At 49.0% G+C, this 22218-nt stretch carries 18 protein-coding genes and 2 rRNA genes (1 of these 20 running past the window's edge); 5 read left to right on the top strand and 15 right to left on the bottom strand.

What is annotated here, in order from left to right; translation table 11 throughout:
• Positions 1–74 precede the first annotated feature (74 nt).
• Entirely contained in the window at positions 75–1022 is a 948-nt protein-coding gene (locus NNL35_RS06845; protein WP_006679076.1) for a transglycosylase domain-containing protein, read from the bottom strand.
• Between the two features lie 490 nt (positions 1023–1512).
• Here NNL35_RS06845 and NNL35_RS06840 point away from each other — a divergent pair, with 490 nt between their 5' ends.
• Positions 1513–2919, top strand: a complete 1407-nt coding sequence (locus tag NNL35_RS06840; protein ID WP_006679075.1) for an ABC transporter substrate-binding protein — start codon at positions 1513–1515, stop codon at positions 2917–2919.
• Positions 2920–3058: 139 nt separating this feature from the next.
• Positions 3059–3649, top strand: a complete 591-nt coding sequence (locus tag NNL35_RS06835; protein WP_006679074.1) for a hypothetical protein — start codon at positions 3059–3061, stop codon at positions 3647–3649.
• 78 nt (positions 3650–3727) lie between these two features.
• Here the strand turns inward: NNL35_RS06835 and wrbA are convergent, their stop codons facing one another.
• Both wrbA and NNL35_RS06825 read right to left on the bottom strand, forming a co-directional pair.
• Positions 3728–4345, bottom strand: coding sequence for an NAD(P)H:quinone oxidoreductase (gene wrbA / locus NNL35_RS06830; protein ID WP_006679073.1), 618 nt, complete (start codon positions 4343–4345; stop codon positions 3728–3730).
• 66 nt (positions 4346–4411) lie between these two features.
• Entirely contained in the window at positions 4412–5185 is a 774-nt protein-coding gene (locus NNL35_RS06825) for a pirin family protein (protein WP_006679072.1), read from the bottom strand.
• A gap of 236 nt (positions 5186–5421) precedes the next feature.
• Between NNL35_RS06825 and NNL35_RS06820 the strand changes: the two genes are divergently transcribed.
• The 3 genes from NNL35_RS06820 to NNL35_RS06810 are packed head-to-tail and all read left to right on the top strand — an operon-like array spanning position 5422 to position 8916.
• Positions 5422–6771 carry a spore germination protein gene (locus NNL35_RS06820; protein ID WP_006679071.1) on the top strand — a complete coding sequence of 450 codons (1350 nt, stop codon included), beginning with the start codon at positions 5422–5424 and terminating at the stop codon, positions 6769–6771.
• Entirely contained in the window at positions 6768–7838 is a 1071-nt protein-coding gene (locus tag NNL35_RS06815; RefSeq protein WP_006679070.1) for a GerAB/ArcD/ProY family transporter, read from the top strand. The genes NNL35_RS06820 and NNL35_RS06815 overlap by 4 nt, the downstream gene beginning before the upstream one ends.
• Positions 7831–8916 carry a Ger(x)C family spore germination protein gene (locus tag NNL35_RS06810; RefSeq protein WP_006679069.1) on the top strand — a complete coding sequence of 362 codons (1086 nt, stop codon included), beginning with the start codon at positions 7831–7833 and terminating at the stop codon, positions 8914–8916. The genes NNL35_RS06815 and NNL35_RS06810 overlap by 8 nt, the downstream gene beginning before the upstream one ends.
• A gap of 136 nt (positions 8917–9052) precedes the next feature.
• On the opposite strand, the gene NNL35_RS06805 is transcribed toward NNL35_RS06810, so the two are convergent.
• From NNL35_RS06805 to NNL35_RS06750, 12 genes are all read right to left on the bottom strand, one after another.
• Entirely contained in the window at positions 9053–10858 is a 1806-nt protein-coding gene (locus NNL35_RS06805; protein WP_006679068.1) for an ABC transporter ATP-binding protein, read from the bottom strand.
• Between the two features lie 22 nt (positions 10859–10880).
• Positions 10881–11459: a hypothetical protein gene (locus NNL35_RS06800; RefSeq protein ID WP_006679067.1), complete on the bottom strand. Its 579-nt coding sequence runs from the start codon at positions 11457–11459 to the stop codon at positions 10881–10883.
• Positions 11460–11464: 5 nt separating this feature from the next.
• On the bottom strand, positions 11465–12001 hold the full coding sequence (locus NNL35_RS06795) for a MauE/DoxX family redox-associated membrane protein (protein ID WP_006679066.1): 537 nt from the start codon (positions 11999–12001) through the stop codon (positions 11465–11467).
• A 34-nt stretch (positions 12002–12035) separates the two neighbouring features.
• Positions 12036–13379, bottom strand: coding sequence for an ABC transporter substrate-binding protein (locus NNL35_RS06790; RefSeq protein WP_006679065.1), 1344 nt, complete (start codon positions 13377–13379; stop codon positions 12036–12038).
• A gap of 542 nt (positions 13380–13921) precedes the next feature.
• Positions 13922–15259: an ABC transporter substrate-binding protein gene (locus NNL35_RS06785; RefSeq protein ID WP_040733825.1), complete on the bottom strand. Its 1338-nt coding sequence runs from the start codon at positions 15257–15259 to the stop codon at positions 13922–13924.
• 285 nt (positions 15260–15544) lie between these two features.
• Positions 15545–16486, bottom strand: a complete 942-nt coding sequence (locus NNL35_RS06780) for an extracellular solute-binding protein (RefSeq protein ID WP_254553039.1) — start codon at positions 16484–16486, stop codon at positions 15545–15547.
• Positions 16487–16706: 220 nt separating this feature from the next.
• Positions 16707–17714, bottom strand: a complete 1008-nt coding sequence (locus NNL35_RS06775) for a hypothetical protein (protein ID WP_006679062.1) — start codon at positions 17712–17714, stop codon at positions 16707–16709.
• 31 nt (positions 17715–17745) lie between these two features.
• On the bottom strand, positions 17746–18738 hold the full coding sequence (locus NNL35_RS06770; protein ID WP_006679061.1) for a hypothetical protein: 993 nt from the start codon (positions 18736–18738) through the stop codon (positions 17746–17748).
• Between the two features lie 135 nt (positions 18739–18873).
• Entirely contained in the window at positions 18874–19146 is a 273-nt protein-coding gene (locus NNL35_RS06765; protein ID WP_138985669.1) for a hypothetical protein, read from the bottom strand.
• A 186-nt stretch (positions 19147–19332) separates the two neighbouring features.
• On the bottom strand, positions 19333–19545 hold the full coding sequence (locus tag NNL35_RS06760; protein ID WP_006679060.1) for a hypothetical protein: 213 nt from the start codon (positions 19543–19545) through the stop codon (positions 19333–19335).
• Between the two features lie 212 nt (positions 19546–19757).
• Positions 19758–19874 (bottom strand): 5S ribosomal RNA (rrf, locus tag NNL35_RS06755).
• Positions 19875–19934: 60 nt separating this feature from the next.
• Positions 19935–22218, bottom strand: a 23S ribosomal RNA gene (locus NNL35_RS06750) (it continues 644 nt past the right edge of the window).

The following is a 22218-nucleotide window of genomic DNA, read 5'->3' as shown; positions in this document are numbered from 1 at the left end:
GGCAGGCTTGCAACAATCAGGGGGCTGTCTCGCCGCAGCTGCACACTGCTTACGGGACAACCCCCTCCGCTCCATCATGAAGGATGGACGACTTCCGCCTTCTTCAGATGCTGGCGCTCCCCTTCGGTCATCCAGCCCAGTTCGACCATCCGGCGCAGCACGACATTCTGGCGTTGTTCGGCCTCTGCGGGATGCTTCCGCGGAGACAGCCGTTCGGGCGCCTTCAGCAGTCCGACCAGCATCGCCGCTTCCGCTTCATTAATCGTCTCCAGCGTATCAGACGCCCCGGCTGTCTTGCCGAAGTAGAAGCGGGCGGCATCCTCAATCCCGTATTTCCCGTGTCCAAAATAGACCTTATTGAGATACATCTCCAAAATCTCGTCCTTCGTATATCTCCATTCCAGATTGGCCGCGATGGCCATTTCCTTCAGCTTGCGGGAATAGAGCTTATCCTGGGTCAGGAACAGGTTGCGGGCCAGCTGCATCGTAATCGTGCTTCCGCCCTGCGCTTTTTGCTGCTTCGTGACGTTGATCCATACCGAGCGGGCGAGGCCGATCGGATCGATGCCCGGATGGTAACGGTAACGATGGTCCTCGATGGCCAGCAGCGCCTCTGTTACATAGGCCGGCATGTCCTTCAGATGGACGACATGCCTCCCGTCCACCGTGACCCCTCCTTCCCGTAGCTCTTCCCGCAGCGCCCCCAGCTTCGCTTCGTTCATCCAGGCCGGAGCGACCCCGGCCATCATGAACCATCCGATAACCGGCGCCAATATCGCCGCGATCAGCCCATATATTACCCATCGTTTCCAGACATGCGCGATGCTCCGGACGATGGACGTTGATGTTGATTCCGTATCTATCTGCACTTGCTCTTGCTTCACAGGCCGTTCTTCCGAAGCCGACGCGCCGTCTCTGCCCGGAGAGCCCGTCCATTCCCCTTGATGCGCGCGCAGCGCTCGAATCGGCGAATGCAGCGCTATCGTGCTCTTCGCCGGATGCTCCCATCTGATGATTTTCATCGGAAGCGACCTCCTTTCGATAGTACCAGTGTACAAAATAGAGACCGCTCTTCCCATCGAATTCGGTTGCATGAAGCTTACAAGTACGAAAGCTATGCCATCCCTCTCCCCTGATATGGGACAGCATCGTCAGCCCCCGAATCTGCGACTCCGGAAGCGGATGTAGTTATAGCGTTTTTACATTTCTTAACACCAAATTAACACCATTTTTAGTACGATTTCTCTAGCCGGATCAGAGCGGACTCATTCATTTATTTTGAAAACGTTTACCAAGCGGCATCGCGACTCCACATTGCCCGGCATTATTCTTTATGACTTCCATCTATTCGTGGAAATGGAACCAGCGAGAACTTGCTTATATTTTTCGATCATGGACGCGGGAACGACTCGGAACCATTCCAGGTCTCCGCTTCGCCTATGCGAGAGGCGGAACCGGGTGGGTCTGAACAAGTTCATATTATTTGTTCGAAAAGAAGGGAGCTCGCTTATAATGAAAAAAAACCTTCCCCTCCTATGCATGGCCTTCCTCATGATGGTGCTGCTGGTGTCAGGCTGCGGCGGAACGGCCGCGGAACCGCCTCCTGCACCTGCGGATGAGAAGCAGGACGGAACGCCCCGCTCCACCCCTGAACAGACAGATGGTTCGGACACCACGCAGCCGAACGAAGCCTCGAGTGCGAATGACGTCACCTATGACGGCGAACCGGTAACCTTGAAGTTCGCTATCGAAGTCGATGAAGAGACGTTCCGCATCCGCTACAAAGAGCAGATCGAAGAGAAATTCCCGAACATCACGCTGGAGTTGGCCAACGCTTCGCTCACTCCGGAAGGACTCCAGGAATTGAATGCGCGCGGAGATATTCCTGATTTATATGTTATGCATCAGGGATATGACATGTTGAAGGATCTGGATATGCTGGAGCCGCTCGATCCGTACATTGAGCAAAGCGGCTTCGATCTCGGGGTCATCAACGACGGCATCGTCGAGATCCAGCGCGCGCTCGATCCGGACGGAACCGGTCTGCTCTACGGCATGCCGATCGAAGGCACGCAGAGAGCTCTGTATTACAACAAAGCCATCTTCGATAAATTCGGCGTCGACTATCCGCGTGACGGCATGACCTGGGATGACATCCTGGATCTGGCGAAGCAGGTGACCGCTGAACGGGATGGCGTGAAGTACAGAGGGTTGTCCTTCGGCCATTACTCCATCCCAATCACCCAATTCGGCGTGAATGGAACCGATCCGGAGACCGGAGAAGTGTTGTTTACGAAGGAGCCGGCGTTTCAGCAATTTTTTGAAATGCTGGACAAATACCGCAGCATCCCCGGCATGGTTGACCCAAGCGATTATTCCTACACCTTCAACAATGATCAAAATGTGGCGATGACGATCGTCTCACTCCCTACGCTTCCGCTATATAACGCCATCCAGGGACTCGACTTCGATATCGTGTCCGTGCCGGAATGGCCGGATCATCCAGGTATTGGACCATCTGTTCCGGCGATCTCGATCAGCATTAACAAGCATAGCAAGCATAAGGATGCGGCTTGGGCCGTCATCGCCCATCTGGCATCGCAGGAAGGCCAGCTTGTGCTGTCCCGTGTCGGCAGCCCGCCAACGATCAGGAACGCGGAAGCGTTCGATCAGTATTCGGCGGCCGATATGGAAGCGGCCGACAAAAAATATAACATTCGCCCGATTTTTGAGCAGCGAATGGCGAGCATTTCGAATTTTTCCCCTTATGGGCCGTTGGTCACATTCTTCTACGACGATTACATCAATCAGAAAGCGCGTACCTTCGTAACGACCCCCGACAAGGATGTGGCGACTTTCTTGCGGGAGATGGAGGAGGAGTATGCGACCATCGTTAAGGAAATGAAGGAATTGAAATAGCACGATGCCTCCTTCCTTAGATGCGGTTCGGGCCAGCGCCAAGCATTGGCCCGAATTTGCTTTTCCGTATTGAATTCTACCTGGCCGCATTTTCTTTCCCGCCTCCAATGGGTATACTGACTAGAGGAGGGAACATAGCATGATGAACAAACACCGAATACCATGGCTGACTGTCTGCGCGGCGCTGCTCATCGCATTCAGCGGATTGATGTCCGGCTGCGCAGACGGCAAGGCACCCGATGCCTCACTGTCACCGGGACAAGATCAGACGAATCCGCAGGGGGGAGGAGCGGCACACGAGACGCCCTCAGTGCCGGCTCCATCCGGACAAGAAGAAGCTTCGAACGAGAACGAGCCGGATCGGAGCGGCAAGCCAGACGATCAATCCGCGGCGGAGGACGCCGATGTTGAGCGGGTTATCCAATCCATAGATACGGGGAAAGGTTACCATAAGAAGATAGAGCTGCTGAAGGACGGCGGCAAGCGCGTCACCATTACCGATCCGAACGGGAAGGCGACGGTCCGTAAAATCGAATATGAAGGCACGATCAGCTCCGTGAGCGGAAGTGAAGTAACCGTACAATTGGAGCATGGCGGGGAGAAGACGATCGAGATTCCCCAACATATTATCGTGGATGACGAGACCGGACAAGGCTTCAAGATCGGTACCGAGATCGAATGGGTTGTCGATCCGGACGGGACGATCCGTAAAGTCCAATTGGATGATTAAGCTTCCCGCCTATCGCCTTCTATGCTTAAAGGGTGCCCAGGCCATGCCGGCCCGGACACCCTTTTCTTCAAAAATCGCTTAACTTTGCGCCATTCCTGCTTTCACCCAGCCGGCTGTCGTCACGGTGCGCTTCGCTTGATGCTTGACAGCGGCCTCCACATTTTCAACCATCTTGCCGTCCTGGCCCACGGTTACGCTGGTACCATACGGGTTGCCTCCTGCCGCATACGCCACTGGATCGGTATAGCCGGGAGCGACCACGATAGCGCCCCAATGGTACATCGACGTATACAGGCTCAGAATCGTCGCTTCCTGTCCGCCATGAGAATTACCGGCGCTGGCCATCGCGCTGACCACCTTGTTCGTCAGCTTGCCTTGCGCCCACAGGCCTCCGGTCGTGTCCAGGAACTGCTTCATCTGGGATGGCATATTTCCAAATCGTGTCGGCACGCTGAAAATGATGGCATCCGCCCACTCCAGGTCCGCAGGCTGTACCGTCGGCACATGCTGCGTCGCGTCCACATGCGCTTTCCAGGCCGGATTGCTCTCGATCGCCGCCGGCGGCGCCAGCTCAGGCACCTTGAGCACCTTGACTTCGGCTCCTGCCGCCTCCGCCCCTTCCTTGGCCCATTGCGCCAACTGATAGTTCGTGCCTGTCGAGCTGTAATAGATTACTGCCAAGTTTACATTTGTCATCTGCAAGTGCTCCTTTATTTTCATTTGCTGTGTATATGGTCAATCTGTGATTGATTCTTTGGTACGTTATTTGCGGTACAATGGATAATCGACGTCCGTCGGCACTTCGATGGCAATCAGCCGGGTCGCGTCCTCCGCTTCGATGCGCAGCACATCCTTATTATCTTCGTTGCCCGTCGAGATGATGAATTGTTCGCCGCCATACTGGATGTGCTCTTCTCCCGCTTCCGCAGAGCCGATGCTCCCCTTGCCGCTAATGATGAGCGCAGTCCATGTACGGCCGGGCGGCAAGACTGCCTCATAGCGATGGCCGGCTTGCACCGTAATGTCCCACATGCGAGCATCCGCTACAATGCGGCACGGCGACCCTTCGCCGAGCACCGTCTTCACGGTGACGCCGCCGGATTCATGAATCGGGAACGCCTCGTGCTCAAATTGCGCGTAATGGGGCGGGCGCTTTCTCGCTTCCAGCAGATTCGGCTCGAACCAGATCTGGAGCATATCGGCATCCGGACCGACGATGCGTTCGCTGTGCTCCACGCCGCTCCCCGCCTGAATCAATTGCGCGCCTCCTGCGCCGACGACACTCTCCGTTCCGAGCGAATCGCCGTGGTGCGTCTCGCCTTGAATGACATAGGACAGAATCTCGAACGCCTGATGCGGATGAGGCGGAATATACCCCTCCTCCTTCGCCTTCGCCCAAGCCCAGTAGAACAACGTGCTGACGCGAGTGACGGCCCCGCCCTCCTGCGGGAAGCCTACCGGCTTAATCTCTGTAATCCGGCCGCCGTCGAATGCTCCTGTCCCCATTTGGCTCGCCGTAAACTGCTGAATCTTCATATCCATCCTCCCTTTGCCATAAATTTGTACTGGCGATGCAAGTCTAATTATCTTTATTTCGAGATATATGACAGTAACAATGCGGTCGCTCCTTGAACGCCTACAGGTAACATCATAATCTGAATTTATCTCGATGTCAAGATATTTTCATGCCACGACCTTCATCGCATACGCCTGGCAAAAAGGGGCATACTTTCCCTAAACAACTGGAATATTGAAGGTAAGAGGGGATAAGCTTGATCACCATCGGCGATATTGGCGGCAGCGTGAAGGAGGCATCGCGTTCGTACGATTTCAGAGTTCAGCGTTTGCAGAACGGCCCATTGCAAGCGATGATTTATTTCTACGAAACGCTATGCGACACGAAAGTCATCAGAGAGCGGATTTCAGGCCCGTTTGCCAAATGCTCCACCATCGAAGCGTTCACGGGAGTGCTTCAGTCCGAGCTATTATGCGAGGAGCTTCGGGAGGCCGGCGCAATGTCCGCAAAACTGCTGGAAAGCTGTGCGATTGTGTTTTTCAATAACCGGTTATGGGCTCTCTCAGCAGCAGATGTTTTAATCAATCAGCCCGATGAAGCTGCCGTTGAAGCTACGATTCAAGGGTCGGACTTCGGATTATCGGAAAACATCAAGTCGAATATCAATTTGATTCGCAACCGCTATCCTTCTTCCTGTCTTGTAGCGGAAGAATGGCGGGCAGGCCGGATTTCCCGAACCCAAGCCGCTATTCTATATGATTCCGCACTTGTACATACCGATGCATTGCAAAACATTCAGGAAAAGCTTCAAGCCGTCGACGCCGATATTGTTCAAGATGTGGAGCAGCTCGAAGCGCTCCTTACACCTTCGAAGTATCGGCTCTTTCCCGTCATGCTGAGTACGGAACGACCGGATCGGATCGCGTTGAACCTCGCGCAGGGCAAGATCGTCATCCTGATGCAAGGAACGCCTTACGCTTTGCTCGCTCCCGTCGTGTTCCATGATTTTATGTCTGCCGTCGATGATGTGTATCAATCCTACTGGGTAACTCGCGCGTTGGTCATCCTTCGGTACTTGGCGCTGATCATTACGATTATTCTGCCGGCTTGTTATATCGCCGTCGTCTCCTACAATCCGGAGATCTTCCGTGTGCAGCTCGCTGTCTCCATTAGCGGAAGCAGAGCCACCGTTCCGTATCCATCCTTTTTCGAAGTCTTCATTATGCTGTTTATTCTCGAGACGTTAATCGAGGCGAGTATCCGGCTTCCCAATAACATAGGCCAAACCGCCACGACCGTCGGCGGCCTGATTCTGGGCCAAGCGGCCCACGAAGCCGGGTTAGTGAGCAGCATCATGATTATTGTGGCTTCAGCCGTCGCTATCGTTAACTTTGTCATCCCCGTGAATGCCATGAGCTTTGCGATGCGCGTGATGAAGTACCCTTTCATCCTGCTCGCCATGATGCTCGGCATTACCGGCATCCTGGTTGGACTGGTGTGCTTTACACTGTACTTGGCAAGCATTACGAGCTTCGGCCAGCCTTATTTCCGCATCTACCGAGGAGAATATTCACCCACTAACTATAAGCAAAGGAAATGGTCATGAGCCGCTATCAATTCTATCTTTTCATGCTCTGTGCCGTCGTCAGCCCTGCCCTGTACTTGCCAAGAGCGCTCCTTCAGGCCCGGTACGACGGGGCCATTGCTTCGGTTGGCATCGCCATGCTGCTGGGATTGGTGATGTCCTTCCTGTTCAAGGCAAGCCTGAAGCCCTTTCGCGAGCTGTCCCTATTGGAGATTATGAAGCGGCACGTCCCTCGTTCCGTCGGGCTTATTCTGTATCCTGTTTTCGGCTTGATTTGGTTTGCGGCAGGCGCATCGGTTTTGATTACCATTTGTTATGTCATTAAGGGATTTATGAATCCGAATATGGATTTCCTCGTGCTGCTCTTGTGCTTCCTGGCCGCCATCTGCTGGGCCTCGCTGAGAGCTTCTATCGCGATTCTCTACAATCTGGAGTTATGGTTATTCATCATAATCCCGATCATCATGTTTATTTGGCTCAAAGCAACGCGCAATGAAACCTTTTCTTGGGATGCGGTGTTCACCCTAAGCGATTACGTATTGAACGCTCCGTCCTGGAGCGGAATCGCTGCCGCCAGCTTCTTATTTACTGGATATATCTCCTTATCTGTGTGCCAAGCCACTCTTCAGGGAGACGGCATTCACAGGCTATGGTGGATTCCCGTCATCGGCATTGTCGTATTCGGTGCGGTAGTCTTCATTCCGCTCGGAATCCACGGCACTCAGGCGGTCGATCAATATATACATATTTGGGTAAATACGGCCGATTCGATCCAGTTCAAGTATGGAATCATTGAGCGTGGAGTGTTTCTGCTTTTATTCAGCTACATCATCATGTCACTGCTATTTGCGGCGACATGCTGGAATGTAGCAGCCGAATGGATGAGCGGCGTCTTCCAGGCCCGCCCGGCTCAGGTCAAGCGCATACTGGTAGGAGTTGCCGCGATTGCCGTATTGGCCGCCGGTTATTACGTGAACGAAAAGCAATTAATCACACTCACTCATTACTGGTTCTCGGTTCGCTTCGCCGCAGAACTGCTTCTGGTCGCCGTCATGGTTGGAGTCGGTAGGAGGGGGAGAAATGCATAAAGGATGGTTGGCCCTGCTCCTGATCGCTGTCCTCTTGCTCCCGGGGTGCGGGTTCAAGGATATTGACAAGCGTTTTCTGATTGTGGCGCTGGGTATCGATCAAGGAACGGAGAAAAAATATGAGGTAACCGTCAAACTCATTATTCCCACGACATTGACGGAACCCGGCAAATCCAACTTCCAAATCGTTAGCAAAGAAGCGGACAGTATCTCCGAAGCATTGGAACTGATGAAATCCGATGTGGATAAACAACTGGATCTGAGCCATGCCAAAGTTACGATATTCGGCAACAAGATTGCCCAAGGAGACATGAAGAAGCATGTCGACTGGTTCGTACGCCGCCGCGGAGTCCAGCGGATCGAATATGTAGCCGTCGCGGAAGCTTCCGCCAAGGACATCCTTGCGCTCAGCCAGCGGTCGGAGCGGTTGGCAGGCAATTCCCTGATTCTCAGCTTTGGCCGGGAAGGAACCGAATCGTCCTATATTATTACCGAATACCTGTACGATTTTTATGAACGCCTTTTAGAGAAAGGAAAAGACCCTTATTTGCCGGTCATTAAAATCAGAAATCAAACCTATGAGATTAATCAGGTTGCCCTATTCGATAAGCGTAATATCCAAATGGTGCTCGATCCGGATCAAACCCTTATCCTCAATCAATTGATGTACAGACATCCCCGCTTTGAAGTAAACATTAGGGAAGAGAACCTGAAAGTCTCCCTGGCCGTCCATAAATATGATTACCGTTACAAGATCAACACCTCTAACCGCAGCCAGCCTACGATAGATTTCGTTGTGAAGCTGAGAGGGATTGCGGAAGAGTCTGCCGATACTACGATCGAGTCCAGCAAGAAAGAAATCGAGCGGGCGGCCGAACGAACGATCGCAACATCTTATCTTGAGCTATTGAACAGCATGAAAAAAAAGCAGTTGGATCCGATCGGATTCGGATTGCGCTATATTGCGACACGGCATGGAGGAGATCAAGATTGGGAGGAATGGAAGACGCTATATCCTCTTGTCAAGTTCAACGTCAAGGCGGATGTCACCTTGGACAGCACAGGCGAGATTGAATAACTCGACCGGAAGGCCAGCCATCGCTCAGAAGCAGTTTGCGGCTTGGCTGGCTTTGTTATGTTTACCTATGCGCCAGCGGAAGCAAGTTGTGCCTCTATCCTCGATCGCTGCCGGTTTTGTTTCGAACAAAAGTTTCCTAGCCAGCCCCCGCTTGCAAGCATCCCTCTCTATACCACTTGGCCTGTTTTTCGAACATGTTCGCGTACACACCTCCGGTTGCGATTAAGTCTTCATGGCTCCCCTCCTCACAAATCGTCCCTTCATGAAGGACAAGGATCCGGTCTGCATGGCGGCAGCTGCCTAATCGATGGGAAATAAATACGGCTGTCTTTCCTTTCGTCAATTCCATTAAATTTTCGAAGATTGCGGATTCTGTCAGCGGGTCTACTGCCGCTGTTGGCTCATCCAGAAAGATCATATCAAAGTCCCGATAAAATGCCCTTGCTATGGCAACCTTCTGCCATTGTCCCTGTGATAATTCACGCCCCCCCGAAAAGCGAATTCCCAGTTGAGAATCTACTCCCTCTGTTAGTGTCTCTACTAATGAATCCAACTCCGCTTTTTTTATTGCTTCCCGCAGTTTAGAATCGTCCATCCTATCTTCCGCTGGACGATGTAAGACAATATTGTCTCTGAGCGTAAATTCATACTGGAAGAAGTCCTGGAATACTGCCGTAATTCGCTCATGAAAGCTTGCGGGATCATATTCATCAATCAATCGATTATCGTAACGAACCTCACCTTCTGTCGGTTGATAAAGTCCGAGCATAATCTTTGCCAATGTACTTTTACCCGCGCCATTCTCTCCGACAATGGCGATTTTTTCTCCCGGCTTAATCGTGAATGAAATATTGCGCAACATGTCCTTCTGCTGGTTGGGATAGCGGAATGACACATGCCTTACTTCGATTCCCTTGCTGAGAGGGGTTCGGAATGGCAGTAAGTCGGGATTACGGGTTGATACAGGGATCTCCATGAAGTTAAATAATTCCTTAATGAACAGACTATCCTGATAAATTTGGCCTAAATTGTAGCTAATACTCTGAATCGAAGAACGGGTATCTTGAATTGCCTGATACAACGCAACGTAGCTGCCGATGGTTAGCTTCAACCGTGTGCCGAACCAGATAAATACTGCGAGAATGGCGAAAGATGATATGGTCACGATCGACTCGGCTGAGAAGCGATTGATAGCGTTTTTTCGTTCTACCTGAAGCTTCTCCTCCGTATTTCGGAAGTATATATCCCTCCATCTCTGAACAAGGAAGTCCTTGGCGTTAAACAGTCGCACTTCCTTGGCTGATTCTTTTGATCGAAGCAGTTCGTTCAAATAATACCCCATCCGGGATGAGGCTGTTTGCATATGGACTACAATAAATCGAGAGCTTCCCTCTTTTTTTTGAACAACAAGTAGCGGAAGTATGAATAGCAACATGACGAGAGGAAGGGTGTAATGAAAATTAGCTAGTAAGATGAGCAGCCCCGTCAGTGTAATAAAGCTCTGGATAATGGAGAATATGTAGAAAACAATTTTAACGCCGCAAAAATCTAAGTTGCGAAGTGCGCGCTGCAGCTTATCATAGCTTTCAGGCTGCTCAAAGAAGATAAACGGAAGTTCATTTAATTTCTCGGCGACACGATGTTGGAACCAGAACGACACATATGCATTCATTCTCTGCTCCATAAACGTTCTTAGAGATGCTAAAAGCATTCCTGCTATAAGCACAACCATTTGGAGCGATAACCAGATATAAGCTTCGGCAACAAGCGCATCTCCCGTCAAAACAGCGGTTACCATATTTACAACTTGAGCCGTAAAATAAATTTGCAGGACAGGCAGGGAAGCCTGGAGAAGATGAATTCCCGCTATCCCCGCGAATATCATTGGCGAGACACGGTACACTTGGCCCAGGACAATGAACAAGAGTTTTAGATTTTTCACGACACATCCTCCGCAGGGACAATCATGCCGGCTTTGTCAGGGATTTTAGCCATTTCAAATCTGGTAAATGGTTCACCATCGTCAACATTTGCTTCAGATTATTCACGATCGCTTTGTTCAAAATAATATGATCCTTTGACAGAAAGAAGGCTAGAGGAAACTTCGATAATTTAAACACACTTCTTACCTCATCACTCGCCCATACCCATCTTACAGAGGATGGAAGGTCCTTGGATTCGGCCAATGCGACAGCCTCTTCCCAAGTATCCGTCTTAAGGAACATCGTTACGGATATATGGGGATTAATATTCACAAAAGTCTTCACTGCGCCATATGTATCATTGCAGGAGCTGCAATTGGCCATGGTAAAGACCAGCATTTTAGGTTTGTTGTCTTGCAGGTCTATCACCTCTCCATTCAGGGATTGGAATTCGTGTCCAACGAGGCGATGTCCTATGTCAAGTCCATCATCTGGGATCAACTCTGCTGCGAAAGGAACATTCATTGTTCTCATATTTTGTACAAAGCGAAAAAGCTTGAGCACAAATAAGGAAATCGCTACAATTAATAAAAACTCTAGTACCAGTACGTAGATGATCATATCGATTACTGTGCTCTCCTTTCTTTTTGCAATCGATGAAGCGCATAGTAATTCTGACCTAGTAATAGCAAGAATATGGTTCCCAAAGCGAACAAGAAATAAAGGATATGGTCTGTTGATGGTGTCTTCTCTGCTATCGTAAGTTGCGGAGCATCCCATAGCACATATCCATTTAGTAAAGTCAGGATCGTTATTTTAATCATCGTGCTCGTTCCCAGTATCTCCGAAGTCATATTCCCCCAACAGTTGCAAGAGATTTTCTCCTTCTGGACAACTTTTGCCTGATATATAGCCCAGGTGAAACCTATCATCATAACAAAAATCGCCAATTGTCCAAATACTCTGCTAACGGAAAAGAGCAAACAACTTGCCGTCAATATTTCAAACACGCAGATAAAAGCAGGAATAAAAGGGAAACGTCGAACGGGTAGACGCAAACTTTCAAGTGTAGACTTGAAATTTTGAAGTGCGAACAACTTTACAACTCCCGAGAAAATAAAAGTGACAATAAGCAACCATAGGCAAATCAAACTTATATTCACAGACGGCTCTCCTTGCAAACTTTTTTTCGTGACTTTATTTGTTCAGCTCGATGTCTAATTTGGCCTGGAGTTCATTCTGCATCGCTGCCAACACTTCATCAACCGGTTTATTATTTTTTACGATTTCATCTACCGCATTTTCCATGGCATTGATAGTCTCCTCTTTCATTGAATCTGAAATTTTTGATTTCCGGATGATATCGCCCGACCATCCGGCGTGTACAGAAGGCTTCAGCATAACATAAGGCTGTGCCTCCCATTCGCCAACCTTTTGTATGTGTGCATTTCGAATGGGGAGAGATCCGGTAGATATAAAGTTCTGTGTATTCAGTTTTGCCATTTCCGGACCAATCATATAGTCCAACACTTTCCAAGCCAGCTGCTTCTGATCGGAGGCAGCATTTATCGCATACATACTATCAAGAGAAATAAATGGAGATTCCTCGGGATTACCTGGATTGACCGGCATAGTAACAACGCCCAATTGGGCACTCGATTCACCAATTAGCGTATACTTGGAGGTTATCGGGGTATGAACCTGCATAGCTACTTCTTCCCGTGAAAATGGGTTGTCATTGGCATTCGAGGACATAACTTCTTCATCTGTCGTGTATAAAGCTTTATTTTTCATCATATCGGTTACCATCCGAAAAACGTATTTCCAGCCTTCGGCCTGAAACTGCAGCTTCTCGCCCCGTGGGTCTGTAATGCTTAGATTGAGTGTGTGAGCTACGTTAAATATAGAGGTTAACTTATATGCATATAAATGATCAGCAATTCCGTATATAGGCTTCTCCATCGTCCCCAATTGGCCAAAACGTGCAGCAAGTGTAAACAATTCCTCCCATGTCATCTGGTTACGGGGAAATTCGATACGATGCCGCTTGAACAGATCGATATTATAATAAATAACAGATGGTGTGTATGTAGGAGCTATCGCATATAATGTACCGTTACCTGTCTGACGAAAATAATCCATCATATTTTCCGGGATACCGGTCGGATCAAAATTTTCTTGCTTCATTACAGGATCCAGTTCTAGTAATTTCCCCTTATCTGCCAACGGCATCACCTGATCGGGTTCTAGCAAAATTAAGTCAGGATTCTCTTGCTCAATGAACTTGATTAACTTCTCCCCGGGTTCCTCCTCAGGACTATCGTCTTGCCTTAATGTTAGCGTTTCAATAACCTGCAACTCAACATTTGGAAATGCAACGGTTAACTGCGAACCATATTCCTTAGTAAATGTGTCCTTATCATAGACCATAACTTTGAGCGTCACTGCTTGATCCGGCAAAGGTTCCTTTGCACATCCAACCATAGACAGCATCAACATGATACTTAGCCATACACATGTTAGATACAATTTTTTGCCCATGACGGAACCTCCCACACCTCTAGATATGAAGGGAAATGAAACGACTTTTCAGATCGGCTTCCATTTTTTAATGATCTAGCATGAGCACGATTTACTTACTGGAAGCCCATTAACATAGTGTTGTCGGATATATCGATTCGGGCCCAATTCCGGTGGACATGCTATACTCAAGCATACGGATGAGGCGCTACCTTAATTGACCATAAAGTAAAAGAAGGAACCTTACTATCAATCAATGAGGGAGTCAGGTTCCTTCCACAGAACTAGCATGAACACGTAGTACCTACTTCGCCAATGCAGCTTACATAATGTTGTCTAATCTTACCATCCTGATTCGGACATCTTACATCGAGACACCAGGATGACTCTTCATAACAAGTCATAGTATTCATTCTTTTCACCTCCTTTCACTTCCATTGCGGAAATGTTTCCAGTGTACACTCCTGCCTAATTTCACTAGAGTCATTTTATTGTTTCACTCCTATGGAGTGGTAACAATCGAGCTTGAGCTGTACCCATCGGCAAAAATAAAGAAGCGCAAACTATTTATTTCTTTCCTGCTCTAACTTGACTTCAAGCTCTTCTTGCATACTAGCCAGAGCTTCTTCCACTTGCCTATTATTATTAACGATTTCATCTAACGTCTCCACAAGCGCACCGTATATTTCATTTTTAAATGACTCGGAAAAGTTCTCTCGCTCTACAATGTTATAGCTCGGGCCTCCGTGCAAGGACGGTTTAAGCATCGTAAATGGTTCAGCGCTCCACTCGCCGACTTGCTTTAGATCACCGTTGCGGGTAGGTAAACGCACTGCCCACCCTTGCGCCATCGTCTTGGCCATTTCTGGGCTAAGCATGTACGACAACATCTCCCAAGCCAACCGCTTATTTTCGCTGCGCTGATGAATGGCGAACAAATCCGGGTAATATAGAAATGGATTGATATCCGGCTGCATGGGGTTGATCGGCATCGTTACGACTCCAATTTCGAAGGTAGATGAGCCTCGTATGGATGACATCGACGGTTCCTTGATCGTCATGGCCACTCTTCCTTGGGAGAATGGATTCTCAAGCAGATTCTTGGCTGTAACCTCCGGCCCTGACGTATATAGTGTCCCTGTCTTGATGGCCTCTGCTACTAAATGGAAGACTCGCCTCCATCCCTCCGTATCGAACTGCAGCTTCTCGCCTCTTGCATCGATTACTCTCAAATTGTCCGTCTGAGCGACATACAACAGGTTCATCATCGTTACAGGAACATGGAGAGAAAGTCCATATACAGGCTCTTCCTTCGTTCCTAATTCACTAAACCTGGATGCCAACGAGAACAGTTCTTCCCAAGTCATCTGGTTGCGTGGAAGATCAATATGATGTGCTTTGAACAGATCCGCATTGTAGTAAATCGCTTGCGTGGTGTAGGTCGGGGACAATGTATACAGGATTCCCCCGCCTTTCTGGCGGAAGTAATCCATCGTATTATCCGGAATACCGGTGAGATCGAATTGATCTTGTTCGATGATGACATCAAGCGGCTGAAGCATGCCTTTGTCAGCCAGCGGGATGATATGATTATCCTGGAGCCAGATCAGATCGGGATTTTCTTGTTCGATAAGCCTCGTAAGCTCTTCAATCTCCAGTTGTTCATGCCTGCTGTCTTCTTGCAGCGTCTTGGTGCTAATTACATGTATCTGAACCCGAGGGAACTTCTTGCTAAAAAAATCCCCATACTTCTGCTGAAAGGATTGTTCATCATAGTAAAGCACTTTTAACATTCCTTCACCTTCTGCAGGGTGGTCAGGAAGAAGCGTATTTTTCCCCTGAGCACAGCCGCTTGCGAACAGCAGGATGACGATGATGCCTACACAATACATCTCAACCATAATCATTTTCCTTGCTCTATTTCTCCAAGAGGATACCCGCATTTTTTCATTCCACCTCGTCCAACCTTGCGGAAAAAAATTTTTCGATGTTCTGAAAAATTCATGCTTTACGGCGCGCAAGTTAGAAATGAGCTATATAGATCAAATAATGTACCCTTCATTTTTTGTAAATTAAATATATAAAAGAATAATTTTATCATAAGATCTATTTACAAATATTTTATCGTGTCATTTTCCAATAAACAACAAATATATGTTATAAAAATCAACTAAATGTTATACTTTTCAACTATTCACAGCATTAGTGTTCAAACACGGAGCTTCTGGTATTATTTTTTTCTTCTCCAATTCCAGCCTCTCCTGCAGCTCCTTCTGCATCGCGGCCAGCGCTTCATCCACCGGTTTATCCTCCTTGACAATGCAGATCAGCGTCTGGTTCATCGTCTGATAGATCTGCGCGTTGAATTCCGGAGATGCCTTCACCCTCTCAAGTACGTTTCGGCCAGGGCCGCCCCCCGCATAAGGCTTCAGCATCGTGAACGGCTCGGCCGGCAAGCCGCCTATCTCAGCTATGCCCTCATTGCGGATTGGCAGTCTGAGGCTATAGCCGGATACCAGCGTCTTGGCCATTTCCGGGCTGCACATATACGATAGCAGTTCCCAGGCAATTCGCTTATTGGCGGAGTTCGAATTGATGGCGAACATTTCATTGAAGGACATAAAAGGCGATACGCCGGGGTTGGCCGGATTGACCGGCATGGTGACAATGCCTACCTCAAATGTCGAATTTCCCTGCAGCGACTTGGACGAAGTCGGAGAATTGCCGAGTTGTCCGAATCGGGAAGCCAGCTCGAACAATTCCTCCCACGTCATCTGGTTGAGTGGCGGCTCTATCCCATGCTCCCGGGACAGATCCACATTATAGTAAATCGCTTCGACATTGTAAGTAGGAGACAACGCATAAATGTGGCCGCCCCCCAACTGACGGAAAAAATCCACCGTCAAAAAGGGAATGCCTGCCGTATCGAACCGCTCCTGCTTCAGCACCGCATCCAAGGGCAGCAGCTTTCCCTTTTCCGCCAGCGCTGTTAACTGTTCCGCATCAACCAGGATCAGATCGGGATTTTCTTTTTCTATGAATTGGTTCAGCCCATCACCGTATTTTTGATGAAAGCTCTGTTCATGAAAATACATGGCTTTGACGACGCCCTTGCCGTCCTTTGGCATATCAGGCAGAATTGCCTTTTCGCCGCTGCACCCTGCCAGGAGCAGCAGCGCCCCCTTCACAACAACTATTTCTTATAATTTTCAATAATTCAACAATACTTAGCAACGATTCTGGTCAGCGTTACGCCGAACAGCCCGTCGGCGGGTTACCAACGGGCTGCTAATCATGTGCGCGGTTGCGAATCTACTTTTTCAATCTTCCTTTTTACCTATCTATGCTTTATTCTTCATACAATTCTTTAATATAGACTCTTTCTCCGTGCATCAAGAAAACTACGTTTTTGTCGGCATCCAGCGCCGCTACCATCTTGGTCTCCTTATTTTGGATAAAGCTGAAATCTCTAGCCGAGTTGTCCCATTTCACTTCAAGTCCCTGGAGATCCATATTGAACAATTTCTTCGCGATCGGAGCCACCGCTTCTTTCGCTTCTTTTTCGGTAATCTCTTTCTTCAACACTTGTTTTCGTCCGCCGTCATGAACGTATTGTACCTTCCCCGTCTTGGCATCCAGAGCAAGCGTAACCTTGCCGCCATTAAGCTTCCACGTCTTATTCTCAACGCCACCCTCAAGCACTGCTTTCGTCACGTCCAAGTCACGATCTAAAGCCGTTTTCACTGCTTCCGCCGCCGCTTTCAGTAATTTCGGTTCAAGCTCGTTCTTGCTAAATTCGATCGCGGCCCCAATACGAGTTTTCTCTGTCGACCCTGGAATATTTTTCATCATAAAGGCGGAAAAATCCTTCCCGCTTAAAGAATACTGGGTAAAAGGTTGCTTTGGATTTTCATAGTACTCGGACACGTCAACTTCTTTATTAAATGTGTATTTTTTCTTGGCATGCATTCCTTTCAGCACTTTCAGGATTTCATCCTGATCCTTTTTGCTGATTCTATCGATGCTTTGCTTTCCTCTAATACTCCATATTTTTTTTGTCTCTTGTATATAGGCTACACTATAAGTTTCATCTTCAGAACGAACCCACACCCACCCTGACATTTCGTCAAGCTCGCCAACATCCTGCAATTTAATCTCTTTCCCCGCAAATTGTTTTACGGCCTTTTGCAGCTCGGCAGCCAGCTTCTTGTCGATTTTCACTTCTTTACTCTTGGATTGCTGCTGTTCTTGCTGCTTCTCTTGCGCTGCCTCCGCGCCCGCAGGAATCGGACCGGCCAATGCAGTCAGCATGCCGGATACAACCAGTGTGGCTACGATAGCTTTTTTCAAATTCATGATAAATCCTCCTAGCATCTATTTGTGTTTTTTAATTCCCTGCGGCCGCTCTGCTCCCAGACTTTATGTACACGACATTTTTCTCGGCATCCAATGCGGCTCTCACCGCCGTAATATCATCTTTTTCGATGAAGCGGTAATCTTTAAATAAGCTGTCCCATTTTACTTCATATCTCGTAATGTCGATATTGAATAATTTCTTCGCGAGCGGGGCGACCGCTTCTTTGGCTTCTTTTTCTGTCATCTCTTTGTTCGTCGTGACCTTATTGCCTTGTTCATTGATCAGGCTGATTGCTTTCCCGTTCTCCATATAAACCGTCACTTTGTCGTCCTCAAGTACCCACGTATGATGCGTCCACTGACTCTCAATCTCGGCCTTCGTCACGTCAAATTGATGATCGAACGCCGTTTTGATCGCTTCCGTTGCCGATTTCAGCAATTTCGGATCAAGTTCTTTTTTGTCAATATCGATCGTCACACTGGCGCTAGCATAACCTTCTGAAATATTAGCATGTACTAGAGCGCGAAAATCTTTCCCGTCCAATGTATAATATACATAATCGCCAAGTTTCCCCTTGCTATTATCGTAGGATCGTGACTGTCTAACGTTTTTGTTAAATACGTATTTCTTCTTTGAGTAGGTACTCTTTAACTGTTTTAAGGCTTCGTCTTGAAACTTTTTGTCGACTTTGTCGATTGTTGTCTCGACGGAAACACTCCATATTTTTCCGCTTTTAGGATCAAAGTGAACACCGTATTTTCCGTCTGCAGATTGAGCCGTGACCTGCCCATTGTTAAGTTCGCCGACATCCTTAAGCTTAATCTCTTTCCCCGCCAATGCATTTACCGCTTTTTGCAGCTTGGCAGCCATCTTTTTGTCGATTTTCACTTCTTTGCTCTTCGCTTGCTGCTGTTCTTGCTGCTTCTCTTGCGCTGCCTCCGCACTCGCAGGAATCGGACCTGCCAATGCGGCCAACATGCCGGATACGACCAGCGTTGCGACGATAGCTTTTTTCAAATTCACGGTAAATCCTCCTATGTAATTACTTGAATACTTGGTCACCCATACTATCCTAGCGAACGAATTGGAAAAAAACCACAAAACATTCTATTAATATTAATTAAGAAAACGTTAATACTAACCAGCAGGATATAACAGTTACTTTTGATCATTGGCTTCACTATATTGAGCAGAGTAATCACTGTCTTTGGCATCTGAATACATTAAGCAACTTATATAATCTGGCCCGTTCATTATTCCATGGCTTCCGTTTTTGTCGCCAGATTGCTTGCTGCTGATCATGAAGCTTCCACTGCCGCCATTGATGGAGCCAACTAGACGACGACGCTTAAAACAGCGATTGCCAGTTGCATTCATGTATTCATCTGTTCTTCCCTTCTCATCTGCCTGCTCACTACTAATATTACCCACGATAAGGGATTGACTCCACGAAACAATTGATTAAACCTTTTTAAGAAAATCTTAATAACTATTCAAATGCTTGCCCTTACTCTCTGGGTCACAATATACAAAAAATGCACCCATAATGGATGCTTTGACTAGTTAAGACGTTATTTCAAATTGAAGAGTTCTCTGAGATTGGACAATTTCCCACCGTCAGCCGGGAACACCAACGACGAGCAAGCTCAGAGCGTTGTAACGCCGTATTGCCCCGAAAATCCTGTAAAAGTGCATCAATTCGATATCCACGACTTCACCAAAAAGGGAATCCTGCAAAGCTGCAGGAATTTCCCCCGATTCGCTTCGATTTGGAGTAAAAGGGACTAAAATGATGTAGATTTGCAGGAATTCCTCTGGATGTGGGCTCATTGGGCAGAAATTCCTGTAAAATCGCAGCAATTCCCTCTACAGTTCAGCCCCGGGAGGCAATGACGCATCAGAATGCAACGATACCTCTAGGATAACGCCTCAGAATGTGATGTCATTTCAGTCTGGTTCGCCGTCCTCCTGTTCGCCGCATTCCCTGTATTCCTCCGAATATATAGAAAAAAACCACCGACAGAAGTCAGTGGTCTTTGTCTGCTTGGCAGCGTCCTACTCTCCCAGGACCCTGCGGTCCAAGTACCATCGGCGCTGGAGGGCTTAACGGTCGTGTTCGGGATGGGTACGCGTGGAACCCCTCCGCTATCGCCACCAAACAGATAAGGTATTGTACCTTAAAAACTGAATGCGAAAGCAAATCATCAAATCATCTTCGTTAGGATAAGCCCTCGACCGATTAGTATTGGTCAGCTCCATGCATTGCTGCACTTCCACCTCCAACCTATCTACCTCGTCGTCTTCAAGGGGTCTTACCAATGTGGGAAATCTCATCTTGAGGGGGGCTTCACGCTTAGATGCTTTCAGCGCTTATCCCTTCCGTACTTGGCTACCCAGCTATGCCTCTGGCGAGACAACTGGTACACCAGCGGTACGTCCATCCCGGTCCTCTCGTACTAAGGACAGCTCCTCTCAAATTTCCTACGCCCGCGACAGATAGGGACCGAACTGTCTCACGACGTTCTGAACCCAGCTCGCGTACCGCTTTAATGGGCGAACAGCCCAACCCTTGGGACCTACTTCAGCCCCAGGATGCGATGAGCCGACATCGAGGTGCCAAACCTCCCCGTCGATGTGGACTCTTGGGGAAGATAAGCCTGTTATCCCCAGGGTAGCTTTTATCCGTTGAGCGATGGCCCTTCCATGCGGTACCACCGGATCACTAAGCCCGACTTTCGTCCCTGCTCGACTTGTAGGTCTCGCAGTCAAGCTCCCTTCTGCCTTTGCACTCTTCGAATGATTTCCAACCATTCTGAGGGAACCTTGGGGCGCCTCCGTTACTCTTTAGGAGGCGACCGCCCCAGTCAAACTGCCCGCCTGACACTGTCCCCGAACCGGTTCCACGGTCCCAGGTTAGAACTCCGATACGATCAGGGTGGTATCCCAACGGCGCCTCCACCGAAGCTGGCGCTCCGGCTTCCCAGGCTCCCACCTATCCTGTACAGACCGTACCAAAGTCCAATATCAAGCTGCAGTAAAGCTCCATGGGGTCTTTCCGTCTTGTCGCGGGTAACCTGCATCTTCACAGGTATTAAAATTTCACCGGATCTCTCGTTGAGACAGCGCCCAAGTCGTTACGCCATTCGTGCGGGTCAGAATTTACCTGACAAGGAATTTCGCTACCTTAGGACCGTTATAGTTACGGCCGCCGTTTACTGGGGCTTCGGTTCATAGCTTCGCCTTGCGGCTAACCACTCCCCTTAACCTTCCAGCACCGGGCAGGCGTCAGCCCGTATACTTCGCCTTACGGCTTCGCACAGACCTGTGTTTTTGCTAAACAGTCGCTCGGGCCTATTCACTGCGGCCCCCTCGGGCTATAAACCCTACCGGGGCACCCCTTCTCCCAAAGTTACGGGGTCATTTTGCCGAGTTCCTTAACGAGAGTTCTTCCGCGCGCCTTAGAATTCTCTTCTCGCCTACCTGTGTCGGTTTGCGGTACGGGCACCTTTACCTGGCTAGAGGCTTTTCTTGGCAGCATGAAATCAAGACCTTCGGTACTGTAATTTTCCCTCCCCGTCACAGCCCAGCCTTACGGTCAGCGGATTTGCCTACTGACCAGCCTCACTGCTTGGACGAGCATCCATCAGCTCGCGTCCCTATCCTTCTGCGTCCCCCCATTGCTCATAACGGCTACGGTGGTACAGGAATTTCAACCTGTTGTCCTTCGACTACGCCTTTCGGCCTCGCCTTAGGTCCCGACTTACCCTGGGCGGACGAGCCTTCCCCAGGAACCCTTAGGCTTTCGGCGGACATGATTCTCACATGTCTTTTCGTTACTCATACCGGCATTCTCACTTGTGTACAGTCCAGCAGTCCTTCCGGTCTGCCTTCAACCCGGTACACAACGCTCCCCTACCACTGATGCAAGCATCAATCCATAGCTTCGGCGGTACGTTTAGCCCCGTTACATTTTCGGCGCAGAGTCACTCGACCAGTGAGCTATTACGCACTCTTTAAATGATGGCTGCTTCTAAGCCAACATCCTGGTTGTCTGGGCAACTCCACATCCTTTCCCACTTAACGTACACTTAGGGGCCTTAGCTGATGGTCTGGGCTGTTTCCCTCTTGACAACGGACCTTAGCACCCATTGTCTGACTCCCGGATAATAAGTCCATGGCATTCGGAGTTTGACTGAGCTTGGTAACCCTTGGCGGGCCCCGCACCCAATCAGTGCTCTACCTCCACGACTCTTCCTCCGAGGCTAGCCCTAAAGCTATTTCGGGGAGAACCAGCTATCTCCGAGTTCGATTGGAATTTCTCCGCTACCCCCACCTCATCCCCGAATTTTTCAACATTCGTGGGTTCGGGCCTCCAGTGCGTGTTACCGCACCTTCACCCTGGACAGGGGTAGATCACACGGTTTCGGGTCTACGCCTACGTACTCATTCGCCCTATTCAGACTCGCTTTCGCTGCGGCTACGGCTTTTCACCTTAACCTTGCA

It is taken from the genome of Paenibacillus dendritiformis (assembly GCF_945605565.1).
Lineage (GTDB): Bacteria > Bacillota > Bacilli > Paenibacillales > Paenibacillaceae > Paenibacillus_B > Paenibacillus_B dendritiformis_A.
This window is presented reverse-complemented; position numbering and strand designations above follow the sequence as displayed.